This window comes from Campylobacter sp. RM16192 (assembly GCF_004803855.2).
Taxonomy (GTDB): domain Bacteria; phylum Campylobacterota; class Campylobacteria; order Campylobacterales; family Campylobacteraceae; genus Campylobacter_A.
Genome location: NZ_CP012552.1, coordinates 762,641 through 782,462 on the forward strand (window position 1 = coordinate 762,641; position 19,822 = coordinate 782,462).

General features: G+C 34.8%; 19 protein-coding genes. 12 read left to right on the top strand and 7 right to left on the bottom strand.

All coding sequences use genetic code 11. The features are described from left to right. Positions 1 to 15 precede the first annotated feature (15 nt). Complete coding sequence (locus tag CDOMC_RS03920; protein ID WP_172128103.1) at positions 16 to 873, top strand: D-amino-acid transaminase; 858 nt, start codon at positions 16 to 18, stop codon at positions 871 to 873. Positions 874 to 875: 2 nt separating this feature from the next. Here CDOMC_RS03920 and CDOMC_RS03925 read toward each other — a convergent pair whose 3' ends face one another. After that, complete coding sequence (locus CDOMC_RS03925; RefSeq protein ID WP_236861348.1) at positions 876 to 2,876, bottom strand: bifunctional C40 family peptidase/M15 family metallopeptidase; 2,001 nt, start codon at positions 2,874 to 2,876, stop codon at positions 876 to 878. Positions 2,877 to 2,951: 75 nt separating this feature from the next. Here CDOMC_RS03925 and CDOMC_RS03930 point away from each other — a divergent pair, with 75 nt between their 5' ends. Together CDOMC_RS03930 and CDOMC_RS03935 are read left to right on the top strand one after the other, a co-directional pair. Next, a complete protein-coding gene (locus tag CDOMC_RS03930) occupies positions 2,952 to 4,250 on the top strand; it encodes an ATP-dependent DNA helicase (RefSeq protein WP_236861349.1) in 1,299 nt (432 codons plus the stop codon). Beyond that, a complete protein-coding gene (locus CDOMC_RS03935) occupies positions 4,247 to 4,759 on the top strand; it encodes a hypothetical protein (RefSeq protein WP_172128107.1) in 513 nt (170 codons plus the stop codon). Before CDOMC_RS03930 ends, CDOMC_RS03935 begins: the two co-directional genes overlap by 4 nt. Before the next feature lie 2 nt (positions 4,760 to 4,761). On the opposite strand, the gene lolA is transcribed toward CDOMC_RS03935, so the two are convergent. Then, positions 4,762 to 5,274 carry a LolA-like outer membrane lipoprotein chaperone gene (lolA, locus tag CDOMC_RS03940; protein ID WP_172128109.1) on the bottom strand — a complete coding sequence of 171 codons (513 nt, stop codon included), beginning with the start codon at positions 5,272 to 5,274 and terminating at the stop codon, positions 4,762 to 4,764. 92 nt (positions 5,275 to 5,366) lie between these two features. Between lolA and secA the strand changes: the two genes are divergently transcribed. Together secA and CDOMC_RS03950 are read left to right on the top strand one after the other, a co-directional pair. Further along, positions 5,367 to 7,970, top strand: a complete 2,604-nt coding sequence (secA, locus tag CDOMC_RS03945; RefSeq protein WP_172128111.1) for a preprotein translocase subunit SecA — start codon at positions 5,367 to 5,369, stop codon at positions 7,968 to 7,970. Beyond that, positions 7,971 to 9,167: an ABC transporter permease gene (locus tag CDOMC_RS03950; protein WP_172128113.1), complete on the top strand. Its 1,197-nt coding sequence runs from the start codon at positions 7,971 to 7,973 to the stop codon at positions 9,165 to 9,167. A gap of 2 nt (positions 9,168 to 9,169) precedes the next feature. On the opposite strand, the gene CDOMC_RS03955 is transcribed toward CDOMC_RS03950, so the two are convergent. The 3 genes from CDOMC_RS03955 to CDOMC_RS03965 all read right to left on the bottom strand — a co-directional run bounded on the left by CDOMC_RS03955 (position 9,170) and on the right by CDOMC_RS03965 (position 12,612). Next, the gene (locus tag CDOMC_RS03955) at positions 9,170 to 10,414 is read right to left on the bottom strand and encodes an ArsS family sensor histidine kinase (protein WP_172128115.1); all 1,245 of its coding nucleotides are present in this window, start codon (positions 10,412 to 10,414) and stop codon (positions 9,170 to 9,172) included. A gap of 12 nt (positions 10,415 to 10,426) precedes the next feature. After that, positions 10,427 to 11,104, bottom strand: a complete 678-nt coding sequence (locus CDOMC_RS03960) for a response regulator transcription factor (protein ID WP_172128117.1) — start codon at positions 11,102 to 11,104, stop codon at positions 10,427 to 10,429. A 101-nt stretch (positions 11,105 to 11,205) separates the two neighbouring features. Further along, on the bottom strand, positions 11,206 to 12,612 hold the full coding sequence (locus CDOMC_RS03965) for a Do family serine endopeptidase (protein ID WP_172128119.1): 1,407 nt from the start codon (positions 12,610 to 12,612) through the stop codon (positions 11,206 to 11,208). Between the two features lie 175 nt (positions 12,613 to 12,787). Between CDOMC_RS03965 and CDOMC_RS03970 the strand changes: the two genes are divergently transcribed. The 3 genes from CDOMC_RS03970 (at position 12,788) to CDOMC_RS03980 (ending at position 15,630) form a co-directional block, all read left to right on the top strand. Next, positions 12,788 to 13,696: a DnaJ C-terminal domain-containing protein gene (locus tag CDOMC_RS03970; protein ID WP_172128121.1), complete on the top strand. Its 909-nt coding sequence runs from the start codon at positions 12,788 to 12,790 to the stop codon at positions 13,694 to 13,696. A 1-nt stretch (position 13,697) separates the two neighbouring features. Continuing rightward, positions 13,698 to 14,084: a heat shock protein transcriptional repressor HspR gene (locus CDOMC_RS03975; protein ID WP_169973883.1), complete on the top strand. Its 387-nt coding sequence runs from the start codon at positions 13,698 to 13,700 to the stop codon at positions 14,082 to 14,084. Positions 14,085 to 14,178: 94 nt separating this feature from the next. Continuing rightward, positions 14,179 to 15,630, top strand: coding sequence for a potassium/proton antiporter (locus CDOMC_RS03980; protein ID WP_172128123.1), 1,452 nt, complete (start codon positions 14,179 to 14,181; stop codon positions 15,628 to 15,630). Between the two features lie 15 nt (positions 15,631 to 15,645). On the opposite strand, the gene CDOMC_RS03985 is transcribed toward CDOMC_RS03980, so the two are convergent. After that, positions 15,646 to 16,920, bottom strand: coding sequence for an O-acetylhomoserine aminocarboxypropyltransferase/cysteine synthase family protein (locus CDOMC_RS03985; protein WP_172128125.1), 1,275 nt, complete (start codon positions 16,918 to 16,920; stop codon positions 15,646 to 15,648). Positions 16,921 to 17,068: 148 nt separating this feature from the next. On the opposite strand from CDOMC_RS03985, the gene CDOMC_RS03990 reads away from it, so the two are divergent. Beyond that, positions 17,069 to 17,404 (top strand): hypothetical protein, encoded by a 336-nt coding sequence (locus CDOMC_RS03990; RefSeq protein WP_170019022.1) that lies wholly within the window; start codon positions 17,069 to 17,071, stop codon positions 17,402 to 17,404. Next, positions 17,401 to 18,024 (top strand): HAD family hydrolase, encoded by a 624-nt coding sequence (locus CDOMC_RS03995; RefSeq protein ID WP_172128127.1) that lies wholly within the window; start codon positions 17,401 to 17,403, stop codon positions 18,022 to 18,024. Before CDOMC_RS03990 ends, CDOMC_RS03995 begins: the two co-directional genes overlap by 4 nt. 130 nt (positions 18,025 to 18,154) lie before the next feature. Here CDOMC_RS03995 and CDOMC_RS04000 read toward each other — a convergent pair whose 3' ends face one another. After that, on the bottom strand, positions 18,155 to 18,877 hold the full coding sequence (locus CDOMC_RS04000; protein WP_169941484.1) for an alpha/beta hydrolase: 723 nt from the start codon (positions 18,875 to 18,877) through the stop codon (positions 18,155 to 18,157). Positions 18,878 to 19,144: 267 nt separating this feature from the next. Here CDOMC_RS04000 and CDOMC_RS04005 point away from each other — a divergent pair, with 267 nt between their 5' ends. Then, positions 19,145 to 19,402 (top strand): DUF2018 family protein, encoded by a 258-nt coding sequence (locus CDOMC_RS04005; RefSeq protein ID WP_169973892.1) that lies wholly within the window; start codon positions 19,145 to 19,147, stop codon positions 19,400 to 19,402. Further along, entirely contained in the window at positions 19,395 to 19,820 is a 426-nt protein-coding gene (locus CDOMC_RS04010) for a hypothetical protein (RefSeq protein WP_172128129.1), read from the top strand. Before CDOMC_RS04005 ends, CDOMC_RS04010 begins: the two co-directional genes overlap by 8 nt. The last annotated feature ends 2 nt before the right edge of the window (positions 19,821 to 19,822 follow it).

A 19,822-nucleotide genomic window follows, 5' to 3' on the forward strand; every position in this document is an offset into this window, starting at 1 on the left:
ATCAAAGGATATGTGATGAACGGAATTGTATATATAAATGGAGAATTTGTAAAAGCTGATGAGGCTAAAGTAAGTGCTTTTGACAGAGGATTTATATTTGGAGACGGAATATACGAAGTTGTGCCGGTTCTTAATGGAAAGCTTGTAGATAGAGAGGATTTTTGGCATAGATTTGATAATAGCTTAGCGGCCATTGAATTAAATTTGCCTTGCTCAAAGAGCGAATTTGAAGATATATTAAAAGAGGTTATAAGCAAAAATAGCTTGCAAGAAGGCGGGGTATATATGCAGATAACCCGTGGAGTGGCAGAGAGAAATTTTAAGTTTCTAAAGGGACTTAAGCCTACTATTTTTGTATTTTGCTACGAACAAAAGATTATCGAAAATCCAGATTCAAAAACAGGCATAGAGATAGTAGGTGTCGAAGACATACGCTGGAAGCGTCGAGATATCAAGTCTATCTCACTTCTGGCTCAATGTTACGCAAAAGAGCAAGCGGTAAAAAGAGGTGCTTATGAAGGGTTTATGGTAGAAGATGGCTTCGTAACCGAAGCTACAAGCTCTAGCGCATTTATTATAAAAGACGGTGTTTTGATAACCAAGCCTCTTTCAAATGAAATTTTACCAGGAATTCGCAGAAAAAACATTTTGGAATTTGCTGGTAAAGCCGGTCTTAAAGTCGAGCAACGCGCATTTACAATGAACGATGTATATAGCGCTGATGAAGTTTTTATATCTGCTGCTACACTTTTGCTTCTGCCTGTCATTAAAGCTGACGGAAAGCTTATAAATGGAGGCAAAATAGGCAAGTATGTACCTATTTTAAGGCAGATGTATGCAGATAAGATAAAAAAAGAGGCTGGAATTTTATAAGATTACCACCTATATAAAAATTCTGGGCGGTATTCAAAATGCATTGTGTCAAAGCTGATCCAGCGACCGCCCCAGATAAATCCATGTTTTTCAAATATTTTGACTATTGATTCTGGAATTTGATTTTTATATACGCCATCCTTGCTCCACTGCCAATAATCGCTCTTATCGGTATTTATATCTATTGCTATGCCGTAAGCGTGCGCACTTTTACGATTTGTTTTAGCAATCAGTCGGTAGTTAAATGTTCCTGATGGATTGTCTAAAAATTTAATCATCTCAGGCTCTTTGCCAATAAGCTCATCAAGCTCTTTTGAAACTGCCTCAAGAGCCTTTGCGGCACCGTTTTTAGAGTTAAATTTAAACTTTTTATTTACATGGTTTTTAAGCCATATTACATCTACTAAATTTGCCCTTATGCTTTTTTCATCGGCTCCGTAAATTTTATCTAAAAGTGCGTAGTTTCTATATCTGCCAGCATCGTTTATAGGTAAGGTTAGTGGCTTAAATAATGGATATTCGTCCGCAAAAATATCCTCTATGTCCGCACTATTTAGTAATTCTTCTTTGTTTTTTGCTTTTTTGTCATCAAAAATTTCAGTAGTGCCGTCTTTAAAAATCACTGAATTTTCACTTATATTTACATCATAGGCTTTGGCTATTATATCTTGAAGTGTCGGTTTTGGCACTAAGATATTCATAGAGTCTATCTTGGAAATTAACAAATTTTTACTATCTATATCCTCTCTATCTTGTCCGATTTCAAGCGAGGTTATTGCCACCCCTCCCACTAAAGCTCTTCCGTCATTTTTGGTTTTTAGTCCCCACATATCATGAATAACGATTGGCGTACCGTCTTTTATCCCGGCATAGAGCATTATGTGTCCGGGTAAATGAAGCAGAGTTAGATATGGCAAGGCTTCATCTTTTATCTTTTTTATCTTTTCCTCGTTTGATAGATTTTCTAGCGAAATTTGTTTTCCTATTTTACTTTGGGCTAGTGAATTTCTAGGAAGCCAGATTCCAAACTCTCCTAGGAAATCTTGTGTAAATAAAGAGCAGTCTCGGTTATCTCCAAAACCTCCCCAACCGTAAGGTTGCTCTAGCATACCAGAAGCTAGTTTTTTAATATTTTGATCGTTAAAAATAAGCGGATATGTGGCTGAAATTTGCTTTGAAATTTCATATTTTTTTACCCCACTTCTGGTGTAAATTTCCCCGTAAAATTTATATTCATCCTGTTTTATAAATGGCAAAATCGCACCTACTCGGGCAAAAAACAAGAAATTTCCATTTGCATTATAAACTGGAGATTTGTCTTTTGTTATAGTTATAAAATTTGAGTTTGTTAGCTCTTTTACCTCTTGATGGCTTAAAATTTGAATGTCGTTAGCCTTAATCCATGCCCAGGCGTTATCGCTTCCCACAAACGCCCAAGCCCTATCTAGCGAGTAGTGCGAGAGCAAAACCGGAGTTCCTATAGATATAGTTGAAAGCTGCAAATAATCAAATGGATAGCCTTCTCCTGCGCGTGCAGGATTTATAAAGATAGGCTCATCCGTCGGGAGATTTCTAAGGCTAGTGTTAGCTGTCGTAATTGCCGGAAGAGAAAGTGTGCCAAAGGCTGGAGTGTTTGCGCTAGTTTGAAGATTGTAAAACCACTCATCTTTAATAGGCTTGAAATTTAGTCCGTAATACTGTCTGTTTTTAGAGTTTTTGTATAAATTTATAGCCCAAAAAGCCTCTTTTTTACTAACAGGTGGCTTTTTTAGATAAAGCACTCCGAAGCGTTTTTTCAGTAGAGCTTCTGCGTCAAATTTGAGGTTTTTTTGGTTTGTAGGAAGTGATAGTTCGTCTTGTTCTATATCTAAATTTAGATAGGAGATTCTACCCATACTCTCTTTATTAAGTGATTTTTCAGCATCGTTTTTGGGTGTCAAAGCATTTTTTGAACATGAAGTAAAAAATATAGCTATAAAAATTAAAAAAGCTATCTGTTTCAAATTTATCTCCTTTGTTTTAGGCTATAATTTTACAAAAAATTAGGAAAATCATTGTTAAATCATATTTTAAAGATTTTGGAGAGATCAAACTTATTCTTAACCGGTAGAGGCGGGGTAGGTAAGAGCTACATAACGACTTCTGTCATAAAACACTATAAAAATGAGCTTAAAAATGTAGTAGTATTGGGAAGTACTGGAATAAGTGCAGTTAGTGTAGGCGGGGTTAGTGTGCATAGTTTTTTTAAATTCGGAATTTGCTCGAATTTGGAGGAGTTAAGAGGACTTGATAAAAAACAAAAGTCGCAACTAAGCAAAGTAAAGGCGGTTCTTGATAGCTGTGATCTGCTTGTGATAGATGAGATATCTATGGTTAGCGCCGGGCTTATGGAGATGATTTACTATAGACTTATAAACTCTAAATTTGTAGGCAGAATAATGCTTGTCGGGGATTTTTATCAGCTTCCTCCGGTGCAGAAAAAAGAGACTAATCAAAATTCTTTATTTCAATTTGTTTATGCATTTAGCTCCTATGCGTGGAGTGAATTCGGTCTTAAAAACATAGAGTTAGTAAAATCAAAACGGACAAAAGATCTAGAGTTTTATGAAATTTTATCTAATTTAAGAGTGGGTAGATTAGATGAGAAAGTTATAAAATATATTGAAAATTTATGCGTAGATAAATTTGATATAGATGATAACACTAGTGTGCTTTTTGGTAGAAACTATGAGGCTGATAGACTAAATTCTGCAATGCTTGAAAAGCTTGACAGTAAACTTGAAATATCAAATGCCTTGGTTGAAATTCACGATGGAAAATTACACGAAAAGAGTCTTGAAAACTGGATAAATAGTCTTAGCGTGCCTGAAATTTTGCACATCAAAGTTGGTGCCAGAGTAATTTTTGTCACTAACAAATGGGGTGAATATTATAACGGTGAGCGCGGAGTTATAATGCAAATTTTAAAAGATAGCAATAATATAGAAAGCGTCATAGTGCAAAAGACAAATGGCGAGATAATCGAGGTGATGCCAAGTAGGTTTGAGCTTACAGAATTTGAGCTAGTTGATGATAATATAGAGCAAAGAGTCAGGGCTTCTTTTTTGCAGTTTCCGTTTAAACTAGCCTATGCTCTTACTATTCATAAATCGCAAGGAATGAGTATAGGTAGCTTAGTTTGCGATCTAAATCATATTTTTGCAAACGGACAGCTTTATGTTGCACTATCTAGGGCTACAGATCCTAAAAAGCTAAAGCTGATATACCAAAGAGGGCAAAATTTTAGGGATTATTTAAGAAGTGTTGTTAAAATTGATGAAGAGGTTGATAAATTTTATAGGGAAAATATCTTTGAGAATATTAAGGAGGAGATATGAAAAAGCTCTTTTTATCACTATTTTTAATAGTTTTTGCATATTCGGATGTGCTTAATATAGAAAATTTTGAAGCCGATCTATACTCAAAGGATAGTCAAAATTCAATAAAAAAAATAACAGTTAGTCTTCGTGTTTCTGGTAGAGACATTAACGATAATGAGGCTTATGTGTTTGACGGGCTTAATGTAGTGATAGGAAGCTTTTATGTAGAAGATCTTCTTACTTCTATGGGCAAGGAAAAATTCAAAGAGACCTTTGCCAAATATACTGCCAAAAAACACTCTGTAGATATAGATGAAGTGCTGATAATCTCGCTTAAGATATTGCGAGAGCCAAAACTTGAAGAAATTTTACAGATCATAAGAGAGCAGGGAAATTATCTAACGAAAAATAAGGATAAAGGCAAAAATGATGAGGATGATATAATCATAAAAAAAGATGGCAAGATAGAATTAAAGCCTCTTGATCTAAATTCAATTAAAAATTTCGGCAAAGATTTTGGCGAATAGGTTTAGTGATTTATCACATCGTAGTGTGACGGGATAACCGGAGTTAAAAACTCATTAGTTATTTCGTAGTTTTTGACTACGTTTTGAAATATTATTTTTATCTTGTTTCCAAGTCTGTCTTCATAGTCAATTCTAGTTGGATAGATACCCTTCATAGTCAAAAAATATTCGGTATCGTCAAAATCGGCCTTGTATAGACCTTCTTTGATTTTCTTCGCCTCTTTTAAAATATCTCCCAAATTTGGCATATTTTTTACTCTTGAAATTATGGCTTGCTCCAAAGTTTCTTCTAAAACTACTACTTTTTTATTGTCAAAATATATTTTTTTTGCCGTTGGTCTAGTGTATATCCAAAGTGCATTGTTGTCTTTTCTGAGATAAAATTTACCGCTATAGTCTATTGAAGTCTTATTGCTTGTAACTGTTTGTGTGAAATCACCTTGAATTGTATTGAAGTCGAGATTGGATGCAAAAGAGGCTATATAAAGGGATAAAAATAGTATAAATTTTTTCATTAATTTTCCTTTTAAGTGCGAATTGTAGCTAAGTTTAATTAAATAAATGGTAAAATCTTAGGTTTATAAAATAACTAAAATAAGGCGGATAGATGATAGTTGGTATTATGCAGAAAATTTTTGGCACAAAGAATGATCGAGAGGTAAAAAAATACGCAAAACGAGTCAAAGATATCAATGCGCTTGAGTCAAAATATCAAGCCATGAACGATGAGGAGCTAAAAGGTAGCTTTAACGAGCTTAGATCGGCTATTCAAGATGGCTCAAAAACACTTGATGATGTATTAAACGATGTGTTTGCTATTGTTAGGGAGACTAGTAAAAGAACTCTAAATATGCGTCATTTTGATGTCCAGCTAATAGGCGGCATGGTGCTAAATGACGGAAGAATAGCTGAGATGAAGACAGGTGAAGGAAAGACGCTAGTGGCAAGTCTTCCTGTTGTATTAAACGCAATGACTGGTAAGGGTGTGCATGTAGTTACGGTAAATGACTACCTAGCCAAGCGTGATGCAACACAAATGGGTGAAATTTATAACTTTCTTGGACTTAGCGTAGGTGTTGTTTTGGGCGGCGAATATGATGACGAGGTTAGAAAAGCCGCTTATGCTAGCGATATAACCTATGGCACCAATAACGAATTTGGCTTTGACTATCTGCGTGATAATATGAAGATGGAGTTTAAGGACAAGGTTCAAAGAGAGCATAACTTCGTAATAGTGGATGAGGTAGATAGTATTTTGATAGATGAAGCCAGAACTCCGCTTATTATCTCTGGACCTACCAACCGTACTCTTGATGGATATATAAAAGCAAACGAAGTAGCCGGTCAAATGATAATAGGAGAGGCGCCTGCAACTCCTCAGGATAAGGCTACTGGTGATTTTGTAGTGGATGAGAAAAATAGAACCATAGCCATAACCGAAGAGGGTATAAGCAAGGCTGAGAGGCTATTTGGCGTAGAAAATTTATACAACCTTGAAAATGCGATCTTAAGTCACCATTTAGATCAAGCTTTAAAGGCTAGAAATTTATTTGAAAGAGATGTGCACTATGTCGTAAGAGATAATGAAGTAGTGATAGTTGATGAATTTACTGGTAGATTGAGCGAGGGAAGACGTTTTAGTGAGGGGCTTCATCAAGCGCTTGAGGCCAAAGAGGGCGTGCAGATAAAGGAAGAAAGCCAAACGCTTGCAGATATTACATTTCAAAATTACTTTAGGCTCTATAATAAACTTTCCGGTATGACAGGAACTGCACAGACGGAAGCGACAGAGTTTTCTCAAATTTATAAATTAGATGTTATTTCGATACCTACAAACGTGCCTACAATAAGGATTGATCACAACGACCTTATCTATAAGACTCAAAAAGAGAAATTTAAGGCCGTAATAGACGAGATAAAAAGAGCTCACGATAAAGGCCAGCCTGTGCTTGTAGGTACGGCTTCCATTGAAAGAAGCGAGCTTTTGCATGAACTGCTTGTAAAAGAAAAGATCCCACACTCCGTATTAAATGCTAAAAATCACGAAAAAGAGGCTCAAATCATAGCTGAAGCAGGTGCCAAAGGAGCTGTTACCATAGCTACTAATATGGCTGGACGTGGTGTAGATATCAAGATAAATGACGAAGTAAGAGATCTTGGAGGGCTATATATCATAGGTACGGAAAGACATGAGAGTAGACGCATCGATAATCAGCTAAGAGGTCGTTCGGGTCGTCAAGGAGATCCTGGAATGAGTAGATTTTACTTAAGCTTAGAGGATAATCTTTTAAGAATTTTTGGAAGCGACCGCATAAAAAGTATAATGGATAGGCTTGGAATAGATGAAGGCGAGAGTATCGACTCTAAAATGGTTACAAGAGCGGTAGAGAATGCTCAAAAGAAAGTCGAGAGTCTGCACTTTGAGGCCAGGAAACATATCCTAGAGTATGATGATGTTGCAAATGAACAGAGAAAGACCGTATATAAATTTAGAAACGAACTGCTTGATCCTGAATTTGATATCGGTGAAAAAATCAAACAAAATAGAGGCGAATATGTAATAAATTTGCTTGAGCAGGCTGAAATTTTTGCAGGCGGTGTTAGAAGTGAATTTGACATAGATAAACTTGTCTCAATACTTTCTGAAAACGGATTGGCAATAAATGCAGACGAACTAAAAGAGCTCGATTTTAATGATTTAGCTCAAAAGATAGAGGGAGTTTTAGAGTCTGAATACGAAGAAAAGATGAGTGTTATAGCCGATGACCAAAGAAGGTATTTAGAGAAAGTGCTTTGCCTTCAAGTGGTTGATAATGCGTGGAGAGAGCACCTCTATCAGATGGATATATTAAAAACAGGAATTGGACTTAGAGGATATAATCAAAAAGATCCGTTAACAGAATATAAAAAAGAGAGCTTTAATCTATTTATGGAGCTTGTATCTCGTATCAAATTTGAAGGCATTAAGATGCTTCAGGCTGTTAGATTTAAGAGTCAAGAAGAGGTTGACGCCGAGCAAAGGCTTATGCAAAAGATGCAAGAAGAGCAAAATAGAGGGCTTAAATACTCAAACGAAGAAAACAAAGACACCGCAACAAATGAGGTAAGGGCAAAAAAAATACCTCGCAATGAGCCATGCCCTTGCGGAAGTGGCAAAAAATACAAGGAGTGTTGTGGTAAAAGCGGTCCTAAAAAGGGAATGTTCGCGTAGATGAGTTTGGTTAAGTATCTTTTATTTAAATATTTACGCTTTGATAAGAGCCAGCCTTTTATCACTCTCTCGGCTATTTTGGCTTTTTTGGGAGTTAGTATAGGACTTATGGTGCTTATAGTGGCAATGGCCATAATGAATGGATTTGATAAGGAATTTGAACGTAAGCTATTTACGATGAATTATCCCATAACTATCCTTTCAAGCATACGCGCAAGTATAGAGGATGCCGATGTAAACGATTTAAAAGCCAAATTTCCAAATCTTAAATTTAGCCCTTATATTATGACTCAGGTTATCATAAAGAGTAATAATGGCTTAGATGGCGGAATGCTCTTTGGAATAAATTCGGCAGATGAAAAGATGATAAATTCTGTTGTTAAAGAGGGGCTTAAAGATAAGGAAATAAGTGGATATGAACTACTAGTTGGGAGTGCTATTAAAAATGATTTCGTGCTTAGCGGAGAAGAGAAGCTAACATTGATATTTACAAAAGGCGATCCAGGAGGATTTGCTTTGATACCAAAAATGAAGCGCTTTGATGTGATATCTAGTTTTGATTCCGGACTTGTGGCGTATGATAAGAGTTATCTATATACTTCTGTAGAAGCTTTGCGTAAAATTTTAGATTACGAAGAGGGCAGATATGACGGAATTCACGTATATTCGGATAGTCCATTTGATGATATAAGTAAGATTTCGGCTCAACTTCCGCTCTCTTTAAGAGCGATTGGCTGGTGGCAACAAAACGGAAATTTCTTTTCGGCTCTTGCATTAGAAAAGCGTGCGCTTTTTATAGTTTTAATGCTGATTATTTTGGTTGCCTCTTTAAATATAGTTAGCTCACTTCTGATGACTGTCATGAACCGCCGTCACGAGATAGCGCTTCTACTCTCTCTTGGTGCAAGTAAAGGAGAGATAAAAAAGAGCTTTTTTGCCTTAGGTGCTACTATAGGTGGAAGTGGGATATTGTTTGGGCTTATGCTAGGACTATTTGGAGTTTGGCTTTTAGGAAGTTTTGATATTATAAATTTACCTGCGGACGTATATGGAAGCGCTAAACTGCCGATGGAGTTATCCTTAATCGATTTATCTTTGATACTTGTTGGAGCTATTGTAATAGTGGCGTTTTCGTCATACTATCCTGCTAAAAAAGCAGCTCAGATAAATGTGCTTGAAACATTAAGAAATGAATAGTGCTATTTTTTAACTACTATATTTTCTAAATTTTCAAAGCTAAATATATTAAATCCGTTTTTGTGCTCATATGCTAAATTTAGTTTGTGCGCCTTAAGTATGCTATCTACTATATAAAGTCCCAAGCCAAAGCTTTTTTGAGCATCTTCACCTTTGGTAAATGGCTCTATATAGTACTTTAAGTCTTTTGATAGCTTTTCACCTTTGCTTATAAATTTGATGGATTTATCACCAATATCCATATTGACATGTTTATAGGTTGAGTATTTTAAGCCATTGTCTATCATATTTTTAATAGCTATTGCAAATAGTTTAAAATCAATATTTATGCTAATATCTTTTGCCTTATCTATGCTTACGCTATCTTTTTCTACCATTGCTATATCCAGAGCCTCGTCTATTACATCGTCTATTAAGCAAATTTTTGTGTTATTTAGAGTGGTGCTTGATGTTACTTGTTCGACAGCGGCAAATTCGTTTATAAGACTTTCAAGTTTTACAAATACAGACACGAGCCTTTCTTGATTTTTGTCTTTTTGTATCATTTCAGCAGTTATTCTTCCCTTTGTAATAGGGGTTTTAAGCTCATGCATAATGTTTCTTAAAAATAACTTTCTTGAATTATTTAAGTGTCTAATCTGACAAACTGCATTATAAAATGCCTCTGAAACTTCTGAAATCTCATCATTGCCACTGCTTACGTCTTTTACTTTGTCAATGTCTCCTCTGGCAAATATATCTATCTGTCTTTTTAATTTTCTTAACGGCTTTAATTTTCTAATGACAAAGACATAAGCAGCGAGCAAGATAATCGCAACTATGGAAAAAATAATCTTTATAATATCATATCTATACGGCTGATATTCGTTATCTTTTAAAAGCAGAATTTTATCTATATGTTGGACTTTTAAATAATGGTGTTTTTCATATATCATAATGGCACCTGAGCCAATATCAGCTGAAATTTCTTCTAAAATCGTAGCATTTTTTAAAATTTTATCTTTTTCTTCCTGATCTATAACCTCAGGCATTTTGATACCTTCAACTTGTCGTTCATACTCTTTGTCATTTATAATTCCACTCATATAAAATAGCGTATTTCTGGCTATTGTTGAATATTTTGCATTTAATTCTCTTGTGTAGTTTTGCTTATCATATTCCATTAGCCATAAAAATGCCAGAAAGATACTTGTAGCCGCAAGTATAAATATAAAAGTAATAGTATAAAAAACTGACGAACGCTTCATTTTAGGCTAATTTTATTGAACAAGCTTGTATCCTATCCCTCTAATCGCATGTATATATGTAGGTTCTTTTGGATTTTCGCCAAGTTTGGCTCTGATTCTGCCTATTATCACATCTATGCTTTTATTTGATGAGTCCTCGTTAATGCTTTTGCAGTTATATATGAGCTCTTCTCTTGTGATAGCTCCACCTTCTTTTTTAATCAAATATTTTAAGATGTCAAATTCTGCAGCAGTTAAATTTAATGGCTCATTTTTAAGAGTGATAATATGCTCAAATTCATTTAAAACAAGATCTTTATTTTTATGTTTTTTTTCTTCTACTATAGTTACATTTTGGCGTCTTAGATGACTTTTGATACGAGCTAGTAGCTCTTGAGGATCGTAAGGTTTAGGCAAATAATCATCCGCTCCATTATCAAGTGCATTTACTTTATCGGTAATATCATGCCTTGCGCTTGAGATTATGATAGGAATATTATGCCTTTTTCTAATCTCTTTGCATACTTCAAGCCCATCAATGCCAGGCAGTGTAAGATCAAGTATTACAAGATCAAATTTGCCCGTATTTAAAGTGGATAGACCTATATAAGGCTCTTCTGCGATAGTAACCTTAAAATCATAGTTTTCAAGGTACTCACTTAAAATTTCAGCTAGTTCAAAATCATCTTCTATCATCAAAATGTTTATCATACCATATTTCCAAAATTTATTTTAAGTTGATACCGATTATAACAGAAAATTTATAAAACTATATAAAGAAAAAAGTTGGGCGCAATCTTACGCCCTTAAATTTATTTAATAACAAGTCCTTGGATAACTCCGCCTCTATTTACCCAAACGAGGGTTTTCTTGCTTTTAGAATTTAAAAGAGCTTTGTTGAAGTCGTTCATATTTACTATATTCTCTTCTCCGATTTGTATTATGATATCGCCTTTTTGAAAGCCGAATTTATCCGCATTTGAGTTTGGCTTTACGTCCGTTACCAACACGCCTACTATATCTTGAGGAATTTTATATCTATATCTTGCTTCATCGTTTATAGGAGTAACGCTTAATCCGCTTATGGCAGAGCCATCTCTCATTCCTAGATTAGGTTGTTGCATATTTGCTAGCTTTATTTTTGTGGTTTCTATTTTTCCTGAGCGCTCATACGTTAGACTTATCTCTTTATTCGGAGTAAGAGAGCCTATAGTATTTTTAAGATCATTTGCATTTTTTATCTGCTTATCATCTATCTGTATTATCAAATCTCCTCTTTTAAGTCCGGCTATATCGGCAGGAAGACCTTTTTCTACACTACTTATTAGCGCTCCGTCTTTATTTTTATAAATTTCTTTTTGCTCGGTTGTTAAATTTGATATCATAACGCCTATATATCCGCGCTCTATTTTACCGTCTTCTATAAGCTTTTTGGCTATCTCTTTAGTCATGTTTGAAGGGATCGCAAATCCTATACCATTATTGCCTCCGCTTCTTGATAAGATCGCTGAGTTTATGCCGACTAATGCACCGCGACTATCTACAAGCGCTCCACCTGAATTGCCAGGATTTATAGATGCGTCAGTCTGGATGAAATTTTCATATTGATTTAGTCCGATATTATCTTTATTTAGTCCTGAAATAATACCTTGAGTTATGCTACCGCCAACTCCAAAAGGGTTTCCTATAGCAAATACAATATCGCCTTCCATTATTTTAGATGAGTCTGCGATCTTGATTGCTTTTAAGTCGGTTGCTTCTATTTTGATTATTGCAAGATCGGTTTTTGGATCAGTGCCTATAATCTTTGCTTTATACTCTTTTTCGCTCTCTAGTAATGTTACTAAAATTTCATCGCTATCTTCTATTACGTGGTTGTTAGTGACTATATAACCATCGCTTGATATTATTACTCCAGAACCTAAAGATGTACTTTTTTGCTTATCCTGAGGGACTTTAAAGTTGAATCCAAAAAAATCTCTAAAAAAAGGATCGTTAAACATCTGGTCAAATCCGCTACCTGTAGTAGTAGTCTTTGTAGTAGATATATTTACTACAGATTTTTTAGCTTCTGCAATAGAGCTATTATAAGATAGAACGACTCCTTTTGACTGCTCTGGATTTACTCTTGTAAATTCATCTTTTGCTTCATTAAAATTTATTGTTGCCGCAAAAATAGAACAAGCCGCAACAAGCGATATCGCAACTATTTTTTTCATTATTATTAATCCTTTTATAATTAGTATTCTCAAAAAGGATTATAAAGCATCCCACTTAACGCAAAGTTAATGTTTTTTAGCCTATTGTAAATATATAAATTTTATATACTTGATTGACATAGACTAAAGCTTTGTGCTACAATAATTATAAAATAAATTGCTTTAAGGATATGAAATGAGTAATAGTCTTTATGATACTTTGGGCATTTCAAAAGGCGCAACTGGCGATGAGATTAAAAAGGCATATCGCAGATTGGCAAGAAAATATCATCCGGATATAAATAAAGAGCCTGGCGCAGAAGATAAATTTAAAGAGATAAATGCTGCTTATGAAATTTTAAGTGATGATAAGAAAAGGGCTCAATATGATCAATATGGCGATGCTATGTTTGGAGGACAAAATTTCCATGATTTTGCCAGCAGTTCAGCCAATATGGGTGATCTTAACGAGATATTAAAAAATATCTTTGGTGGAGGCTTTGGAGGATTTTCAAGCGGTGGATTTAGCGGATTTTCCAGAAATGGCTTTAGTGGCTTTTCAAATTCCGGATTTGATGATGGATTTAGTGGATTTGCACAAGATTTAGATATAAGAGCCAGAGTAAATATACCTTTTGAGGTTGCTATTTTGGGTGGTGAGCATAGGATAAATTTTAATGGAGATAGTCTAAAGATAAAAATTCCAAACGGTATAAACAATGAGGAGAAGCTTCGTATAAAAGGCAAAGGTAAGAGCGCTAGAAGTGGCGAGGCGGGCGATTTGATACTGACTGTAAATATAGAACCGAGCAGTGAGTATGAAAGAGATGGCGATGATTTGTATAAGGAGGCTGAAATTCCGCTTAGAACAATGCTTTTTGGTGGAAAGGTAACTATATCTACCTTGCAAAAAGATGTTACTATAAAGATTGCCGAGAATTCAAAATCAGGACAAAAGATAAGAATTAAAGGCTATGGTGTCAAAAATAGAAAAAGTGGACTTTATGGAGATTTGTATCTTAAGATCAAAGTTGCATTGCCGGATACAAATTCGCTTGATGATGATTTGATAAAAATTATGAAAGAAAAACTTCCGGAGAGATAAAATGCGTGGATATGATGAGCCTGTTTATCTTATAAGTGTCGTTGCTAAAGTGCTTAGCATCCACCCTCAAACCTTGCGTCAATATGAGCGAGAAGGTCTTGTTGAGCCGTCAAGAACCGATGGTCGTATGAGGCTATATTCTGAGAAAGATCTGGATCGTATCAAGATGATACTTCGTCTGACTCGTGATTTGGGTGTAAATTTGGCTGGAGTTGATGTGATATTGCAGCTAAAAGAGCAACTTGATCAGTTTGAGCAAACTATAGATGAGTTAAGAAGTGAAGTGGATAGGCTTAACAATACAGGCACTATTCCATCTAAAAAAGCCCTTGTTAAACGTAAGAATAGTTTTGATCTTATTTTTTATGAACATAAAGATAAAGGCTAATTTTTATTTATTAAAATAAGGTTGTTTTTGATATAATTTTCAATATAGATAATTAAAATTTAACTTTAATTATCGGCTTATTGCGGGGTATGATTTGGAAAATTTTTTACTATTTTTTGCTATTTTATTGATAGCAAGCATTGTTTTTAGTAAAGTTTCTGATAAATTTGGTATCCCATCCCTTATTGTCTTTTTGGCTGTAGGTATGCTAGCCGGATCTGACGGACTTTTAGGAATTGACTTCACAAATCACAGAGTGGCTCAAGAGATCGGTACTATAGCTCTTATATTTATATTGTATGCCGGTGGTCTTGATACAAATTTTAAATCAGTTAGACCTGTAATGGTAAGCGGTATAGTTTTAGCTACTATCGGGGTTGTGTTAACCGCAGGCACTGTTGCCATTTTAGCAAGATACCTTTTAAATTTTAGCTGGATGGAAGCATTTTTATTAGGTTCTATTATCTCATCTACTGATGCAGCAGCGGTATTTGCTATCTTAAGAGCTAAAGGAATTTCACTTAAAAACAATTTAGGGCCTCTTCTTGAACTAGAATCTGGTTCAAACGATCCTATGGCAATCTTTCTTACTATGACCATGATCCAAATGATATCTTTATCAACCACCCCGACACCGGCAAATATAGCACTTATACTTGCGGAGCAGTTTTTAATAGGTGGCATATTAGGCTATATATTTGGATTTTTATTGCCATCTATATTTAATAGATTAAGACTCGAGTATTCTGGACTTTATTCGGTATTTTCGATAGCTTGGGCTTTGCTTATTTACACTATTGTTACAAAGGTTGGTGGAAACGGATTTTTGGCTGTGTATATAGCCGGAATTTTTATAAACAAAAAGGAATTCGCCCATAAAAAGAGTCTTGTCGGATTTCACGATGGTATTGCTTGGACTATGCAGATTGTTGTGTTTTTGACACTAGGGTTGCTTGTATTTCCATCAGAACTTCCATCTGTTGCATTTATGGGCTTTATAATAGCCTTATGGTTGATGTTTGTTGCAAGACCTGTAGGCGTATTTATATCCCTTCTATTTTCAAAATATAATATCAAAGAGAAAATTTTTATCTCATGGGTAGGCCTTAGAGGAGTCGTGCCTATAGTGCTTGCGACATATCCTTATGGAAGTAATTTGCCAAATTCAAATTTAATATTTAATACTATCTTTTTCGTAGTCTTGATATCCTTAGCTGTTCAAGGTGCCACTCTTGAATTTTCAGCGGTAAAATGTGGAGTTAAAGACGATGATGAGGTTAAAGAAGCAGAGGCATCAAACCTACCAATTTTCTATCATACATTAAGGCAATACACTATACATTTTGGCTCTGAAATCATCGAAAAAAACCTAGCAGAGCTTGAGTTGCCAAGCGATTTTTTAATCTTGCTTATCAAACGCAAGGGTGAATACATAAAGCCTACAGGTTCATCAGTATTTGAAGAGGGTGATTTGCTACTCATTCAATGTGAAGATGAAAAGAAATATAATGAAATTTTAAAGCAATATTTTATACCTCAAAATTAAAGCTTTAGAGAGATTTTATCCCTCTAAAGCCTGTTTTAAATCTTCAATCAAATCATCAGCATCTTCTAAGCCAATGCTTAGTCGAATCAGACCCGCTGGAACGCCAATTTTTTCTAGTTCTTTAGCTGGAATTTGCTGATGCGTAGTTGAAGCAGGGTGAGTGATGATCGATTTTGAATCACCGATATTAACAACGATGCTAAAAATTTTAACTCTATCAAGCACTTTTTTCGCTACTTCAAAACTATCAACTTCAAAGCAAAGCAGACCGCTTGCCATGCCACTGTCGAAGTATTTTTGAGCTCTTTCATATCCTTTGTCGCTTTTTAATCCTGGATATGTGACACTTTTAACTGCTTTGTGAGAATTTAAAAATTCAGCAATTTTTAGTGTGTTATCGGAGTGTTTTTTCATACGAAGAGCAAGTGTTTCAAGTCCTTGTATCAGCTGCCAAGAGTTAAATGGTGAAATAGTTGCTCCGATATCTCTTATTAAAGAAAGCCTCATTCTAAGAGTGTATATATCAAAATTGTCCGTAAGTTTGGCATATACAAGTCCATGGTAGCTATCATCAGGCTCTTTAAAATGAACATATCTTGAACTATTTATGATTTTTTTATTAAGGTCTTTACTAGCTATCACAGCACCTGCTATGCTTAGCCCTTGACCGCTCATGTATTTGCTTGCGCTATGCACTACGACATCCACGCCGTGCTCTATAGGGCGAAGCAGGATCGGTGTAGGCACGGTGTTATCGGCTATGGTTATGATGCCGTGTTTATTTGCGATAGCGACTATTTTTTCGATATTTGGGATGGCGATTTGCGGATTTGAGAGCGTTTCAAAAAATATCGCCCTAGTTTTGCCGTCTATCAAATTTTCAAGATCGTCCGCGCTGTCGCTATCAAAGGCTCTTGCTTCTATGCCAAATCTTTTTAGCGTGTGGTGAAACAAAGTGTTTGAGCCGCCGTAAATTTTCTTAGCTACGATGATGTTTTCGCCTGCTTCTGCGATGTTTGCAACCGCGTAAAATATAGCAGCCTGTCCGCTTGCCGTAGCTATAGCAGCCGCGCCGTTTTCAAGAGCTGCAAGTCTAGCTTCAAAAATATCTGTCGTAGGGTTGTTTAGTCTTGTGTAAATCGGTCCAAGTTCGGCTAGTGCAAAACGATTTGCCGCAGTCTCGGCAGTGCCAAAATCATAAGCCGTAGTTTGGTAAAGAGGTACCGCCATCGAGCCTGTGCCGATTTTGGTGTCGTAGCCAAAGTGCGTGGCAATGGTTTCTTGTTTCATTGTTTGCCTTTATGATAAATTTAAATTTCGGTATTATACAGATAAAAAGGTTACATTTTATTAACGTAGCGGCTTTAAGCACTAAAATTTAGCTTGAAATTCGAAAGACAAAAGTAGGGTATAATTGTACTTTGATTTGGAGAGTAAGATGAACACTGTAGGATATGATAAATTTAAGCGCGTAAAATATCTGCGCGGACTTGAAAAATTTGCAAAATCAGCCATAAACGGGCTTAAAAGAGAGGATTATGACGAGGAGCAGTTTAGAGTAAGAGTTGCTAAGAATGCTGAAATTTTAGCTAAAATCGAGCCTGTATATCTTGACTCGGCATATTCAAAAGCGCTTGAAAAATTTGTAAATTTAATCATAGCAAATAATGACAGAAACGAGCTTTTAGACGCTGCAAATTCGCTTGAGAAGCTAAAAAACTCTAAAACATATAAAAAAGATAAGCATAAAAATAGATACAAGGATGAAGATTGAAAACGATAATTTTTGATATGGACGGCACTCTCATAGATAGCTCAAAAGCGATTTGCGTGACGGTTAATGAGGTTCGCAGAGAGCTTGGGTTTGATAGCGATTTGGCTGAGGATTTTATAGTTAAAGCGATAAATGAAATTGGGCGAGATCTCGGCAAAGAATTTTACGGACTAAACGTCATAAATTCAAAGCTAAGAGATGGTTTTGAGACTAAATTTAAGATAAATTACGACAGATACGCAAGGGCTTATGAGGGCGTAGAAGAGCTGCTTAAAAAGTGCGTGGAGGCAAACTATTTTGTAGCACTTGCCAGTAATGCACCGCAAGAAACCCTAAACGATATTTTAGTAAAAAATAATATTTATAAATATTTTAATCATATCATTGGAGCCAGTAAAGATGTACCGCAAAAGCCTGATCCGACTATGATAAATTTGCTTAAGGATATGAGTGGTTTTGGTAAGGTTTTGTTTGTGGGGGATAGTTATAAAGATGAGCTTGCCGCTATCAATGCTAAGGTGGATTATATAAACGTATGTTGGGGGTTTGGAGCTAAGAGTAATGATGCTATAAATATATACGATACCCAAAAAGCATGGCAATATATAGAGTCTTTGTAGTAACTACATAAAATAATACATATAAAAATACTCATTATTTTACATATAAATTTAGCTTAAAATATATTAAAATTAAGCCAAATTTTAATTTTTATCTTTTTATAACTTTAAAATTTCACTCCAAATTTCTTCAGGAAAAGTTCTTGTCTTTACAAAATTTTTCCAATATCCAAATTTTCAAATATCTTAACTGTTTTTCTGTATGAAACCAGTGTTCTGCTTCATTGCATATCGTCACAGAACAATTAAAATTACTGGCGAATTTAATTATGGTATCTATTTTAACCATCTCATCTTTTTTGCCATATAGTATTTCGGTAGGTAAATCCCATTTTTCAATAGGATTGTCTAAAACATATTTAAAATATTCCCAAGAAAGGATTTGTCCAAAATCTGTTTTGATAATTTTGCATTGTTCTAGTTGAGTAGCTGTTACATTGGCGTAGGACATCATATCTAAAATCAACTTCTTCATGTCTAAAATTGGAGATACAAATAAGCAAGAATAAATTTTATCATTTTTATATGCCAGTATGCTAAAATAAGCGCCTATACTGGTTGCATACAGAGATATTTTAGACCATCTATTTTTGATAAAATTCATAAGTGATTTTAATTCCGCAACCACATTTAAAGGATTAAACTTATCTTTTTCATACACTCTTTCGCCGTGTTCAGGCAAGTCAACGCTAATAACTTGCCAGCCGTGTTTGCATACTATTTTTGAAAACAATTCCGCTTCTTCTTTGTTGCCGTATTGTCCGTGTATGTAGATGCATATTTTTTCGCATGACTGACCCCATAAAATCGCTGGTATTTTACCGATATATATTTTTCTTCTTGCAAGATTCATTTTATAGCTCAAGCCGATATTAAAAATATTTGTATTGTTATTTTAACTTGTCATATCATTTTTGTCAATCTATTTAATATTAATATTTGCTCTGGCACTTTTTAAAAATACAAAAAATCAGCTTGCAAATTTCTAATTCGTATTTATATAAAATTATTATTTAATATTATTTTATTTAAATATATACATAATAAAAAAGCGTCTTTTATAATCAAAATGAAAGTTTGTTTGGCTATAATAAATTTAAAATTTATTTAAAGGAAATTTATGGATTATGATATCTTTGCTCAAAATCCAAGAGATAAATTTTTTGATATTTTATTTAACGCAAACAGAAATTTAGTAGAGAACGAGACTGAAAAACTACTTGAAAGATTTGTGGCTATGAGCATATATTGCGAGCGTAACGGATTTGATGAAATTCAGCAAAACGCATTCATAGCGCAAAATCAAACTGAAATTCATGAAGGCTTAAATGATATTTACATCGGACTTAGTGGGGATATTTTAAGTCAAAATGAGTAAAATACTCTCTGTTTTTTTTATGTTTTTTTTAGCCTTTGCAAATGCCGTTGATTTAGGCTTTAGCGAACAACATTTGTTTGAGCTTAAAAAGGATGAGTGGGCGAGAGTTTTTGTGACAGAAAAAGGCGCACAGGATCGAGATAGCTTTGAATTTCGATGGACTTTGTTCGATAACACAAATATAATTCTTCACACCAGATATCGCAACTATCCTCGTCAGCTTGTTATGTCTCTTAGGCGTGGTTTGAGTCTGTATAAACAGAGCTTAATACCGGATTTTAGACAGCCTCCGATGGATATTGCATGGCTATATCTTGAATTTGAAAATTTTAAAGATGGCAAAGGTTTTTTTAAAGTTTATATAAAAGATGATAAAAAACGTCTTGATGTAGAATTTTTAGATCCTGTAAAGAGGTAGTT

What these genes read in the sequence shown, in the direction of transcription:
- CDOMC_RS03920 (WP_172128103.1), top strand. Translation starts at nt 16, where the DNA reads ATGAACGGAATTGTATATATAAATGGAGAATTTGTAAAAGCTGATGAG.
- CDOMC_RS03935 (WP_172128107.1), top strand. Translation starts at nt 4,247, where the DNA reads ATGAAAAAGCTCTTTTTATCACTATTTTTAATAGTTTTTGCATATTCG.
- lolA (WP_172128109.1), bottom strand. Translation starts at nt 5,274, where the DNA reads ATGAAAAAATTTATACTATTTTTATCCCTTTATATAGCCTCTTTTGCA.
- secA (WP_172128111.1), top strand. Translation starts at nt 5,367, where the DNA reads ATGATAGTTGGTATTATGCAGAAAATTTTTGGCACAAAGAATGATCGA.
- CDOMC_RS03950 (WP_172128113.1), top strand. Translation starts at nt 7,971, where the DNA reads ATGAGTTTGGTTAAGTATCTTTTATTTAAATATTTACGCTTTGATAAG.
- CDOMC_RS03955 (WP_172128115.1), bottom strand. Translation starts at nt 10,414, where the DNA reads ATGAAGCGTTCGTCAGTTTTTTATACTATTACTTTTATATTTATACTT.
- CDOMC_RS03960 (WP_172128117.1), bottom strand. Translation starts at nt 11,104, where the DNA reads ATGATAAACATTTTGATGATAGAAGATGATTTTGAACTAGCTGAAATT.
- CDOMC_RS03965 (WP_172128119.1), bottom strand. Translation starts at nt 12,612, where the DNA reads ATGAAAAAAATAGTTGCGATATCGCTTGTTGCGGCTTGTTCTATTTTT.
- CDOMC_RS03970 (WP_172128121.1), top strand. Translation starts at nt 12,788, where the DNA reads ATGAGTAATAGTCTTTATGATACTTTGGGCATTTCAAAAGGCGCAACT.
- CDOMC_RS03975 (WP_169973883.1), top strand. Translation starts at nt 13,698, where the DNA reads ATGCGTGGATATGATGAGCCTGTTTATCTTATAAGTGTCGTTGCTAAA.
- CDOMC_RS03985 (WP_172128125.1), bottom strand. Translation starts at nt 16,920, where the DNA reads ATGAAACAAGAAACCATTGCCACGCACTTTGGCTACGACACCAAAATC.
- CDOMC_RS03990 (WP_170019022.1), top strand. Translation starts at nt 17,069, where the DNA reads ATGAACACTGTAGGATATGATAAATTTAAGCGCGTAAAATATCTGCGC.
- CDOMC_RS04000 (WP_169941484.1), bottom strand. Translation starts at nt 18,877, where the DNA reads ATGAATCTTGCAAGAAGAAAAATATATATCGGTAAAATACCAGCGATT.
- CDOMC_RS04005 (WP_169973892.1), top strand. Translation starts at nt 19,145, where the DNA reads ATGGATTATGATATCTTTGCTCAAAATCCAAGAGATAAATTTTTTGAT.
- CDOMC_RS04010 (WP_172128129.1), top strand. Translation starts at nt 19,395, where the DNA reads ATGAGTAAAATACTCTCTGTTTTTTTTATGTTTTTTTTAGCCTTTGCA.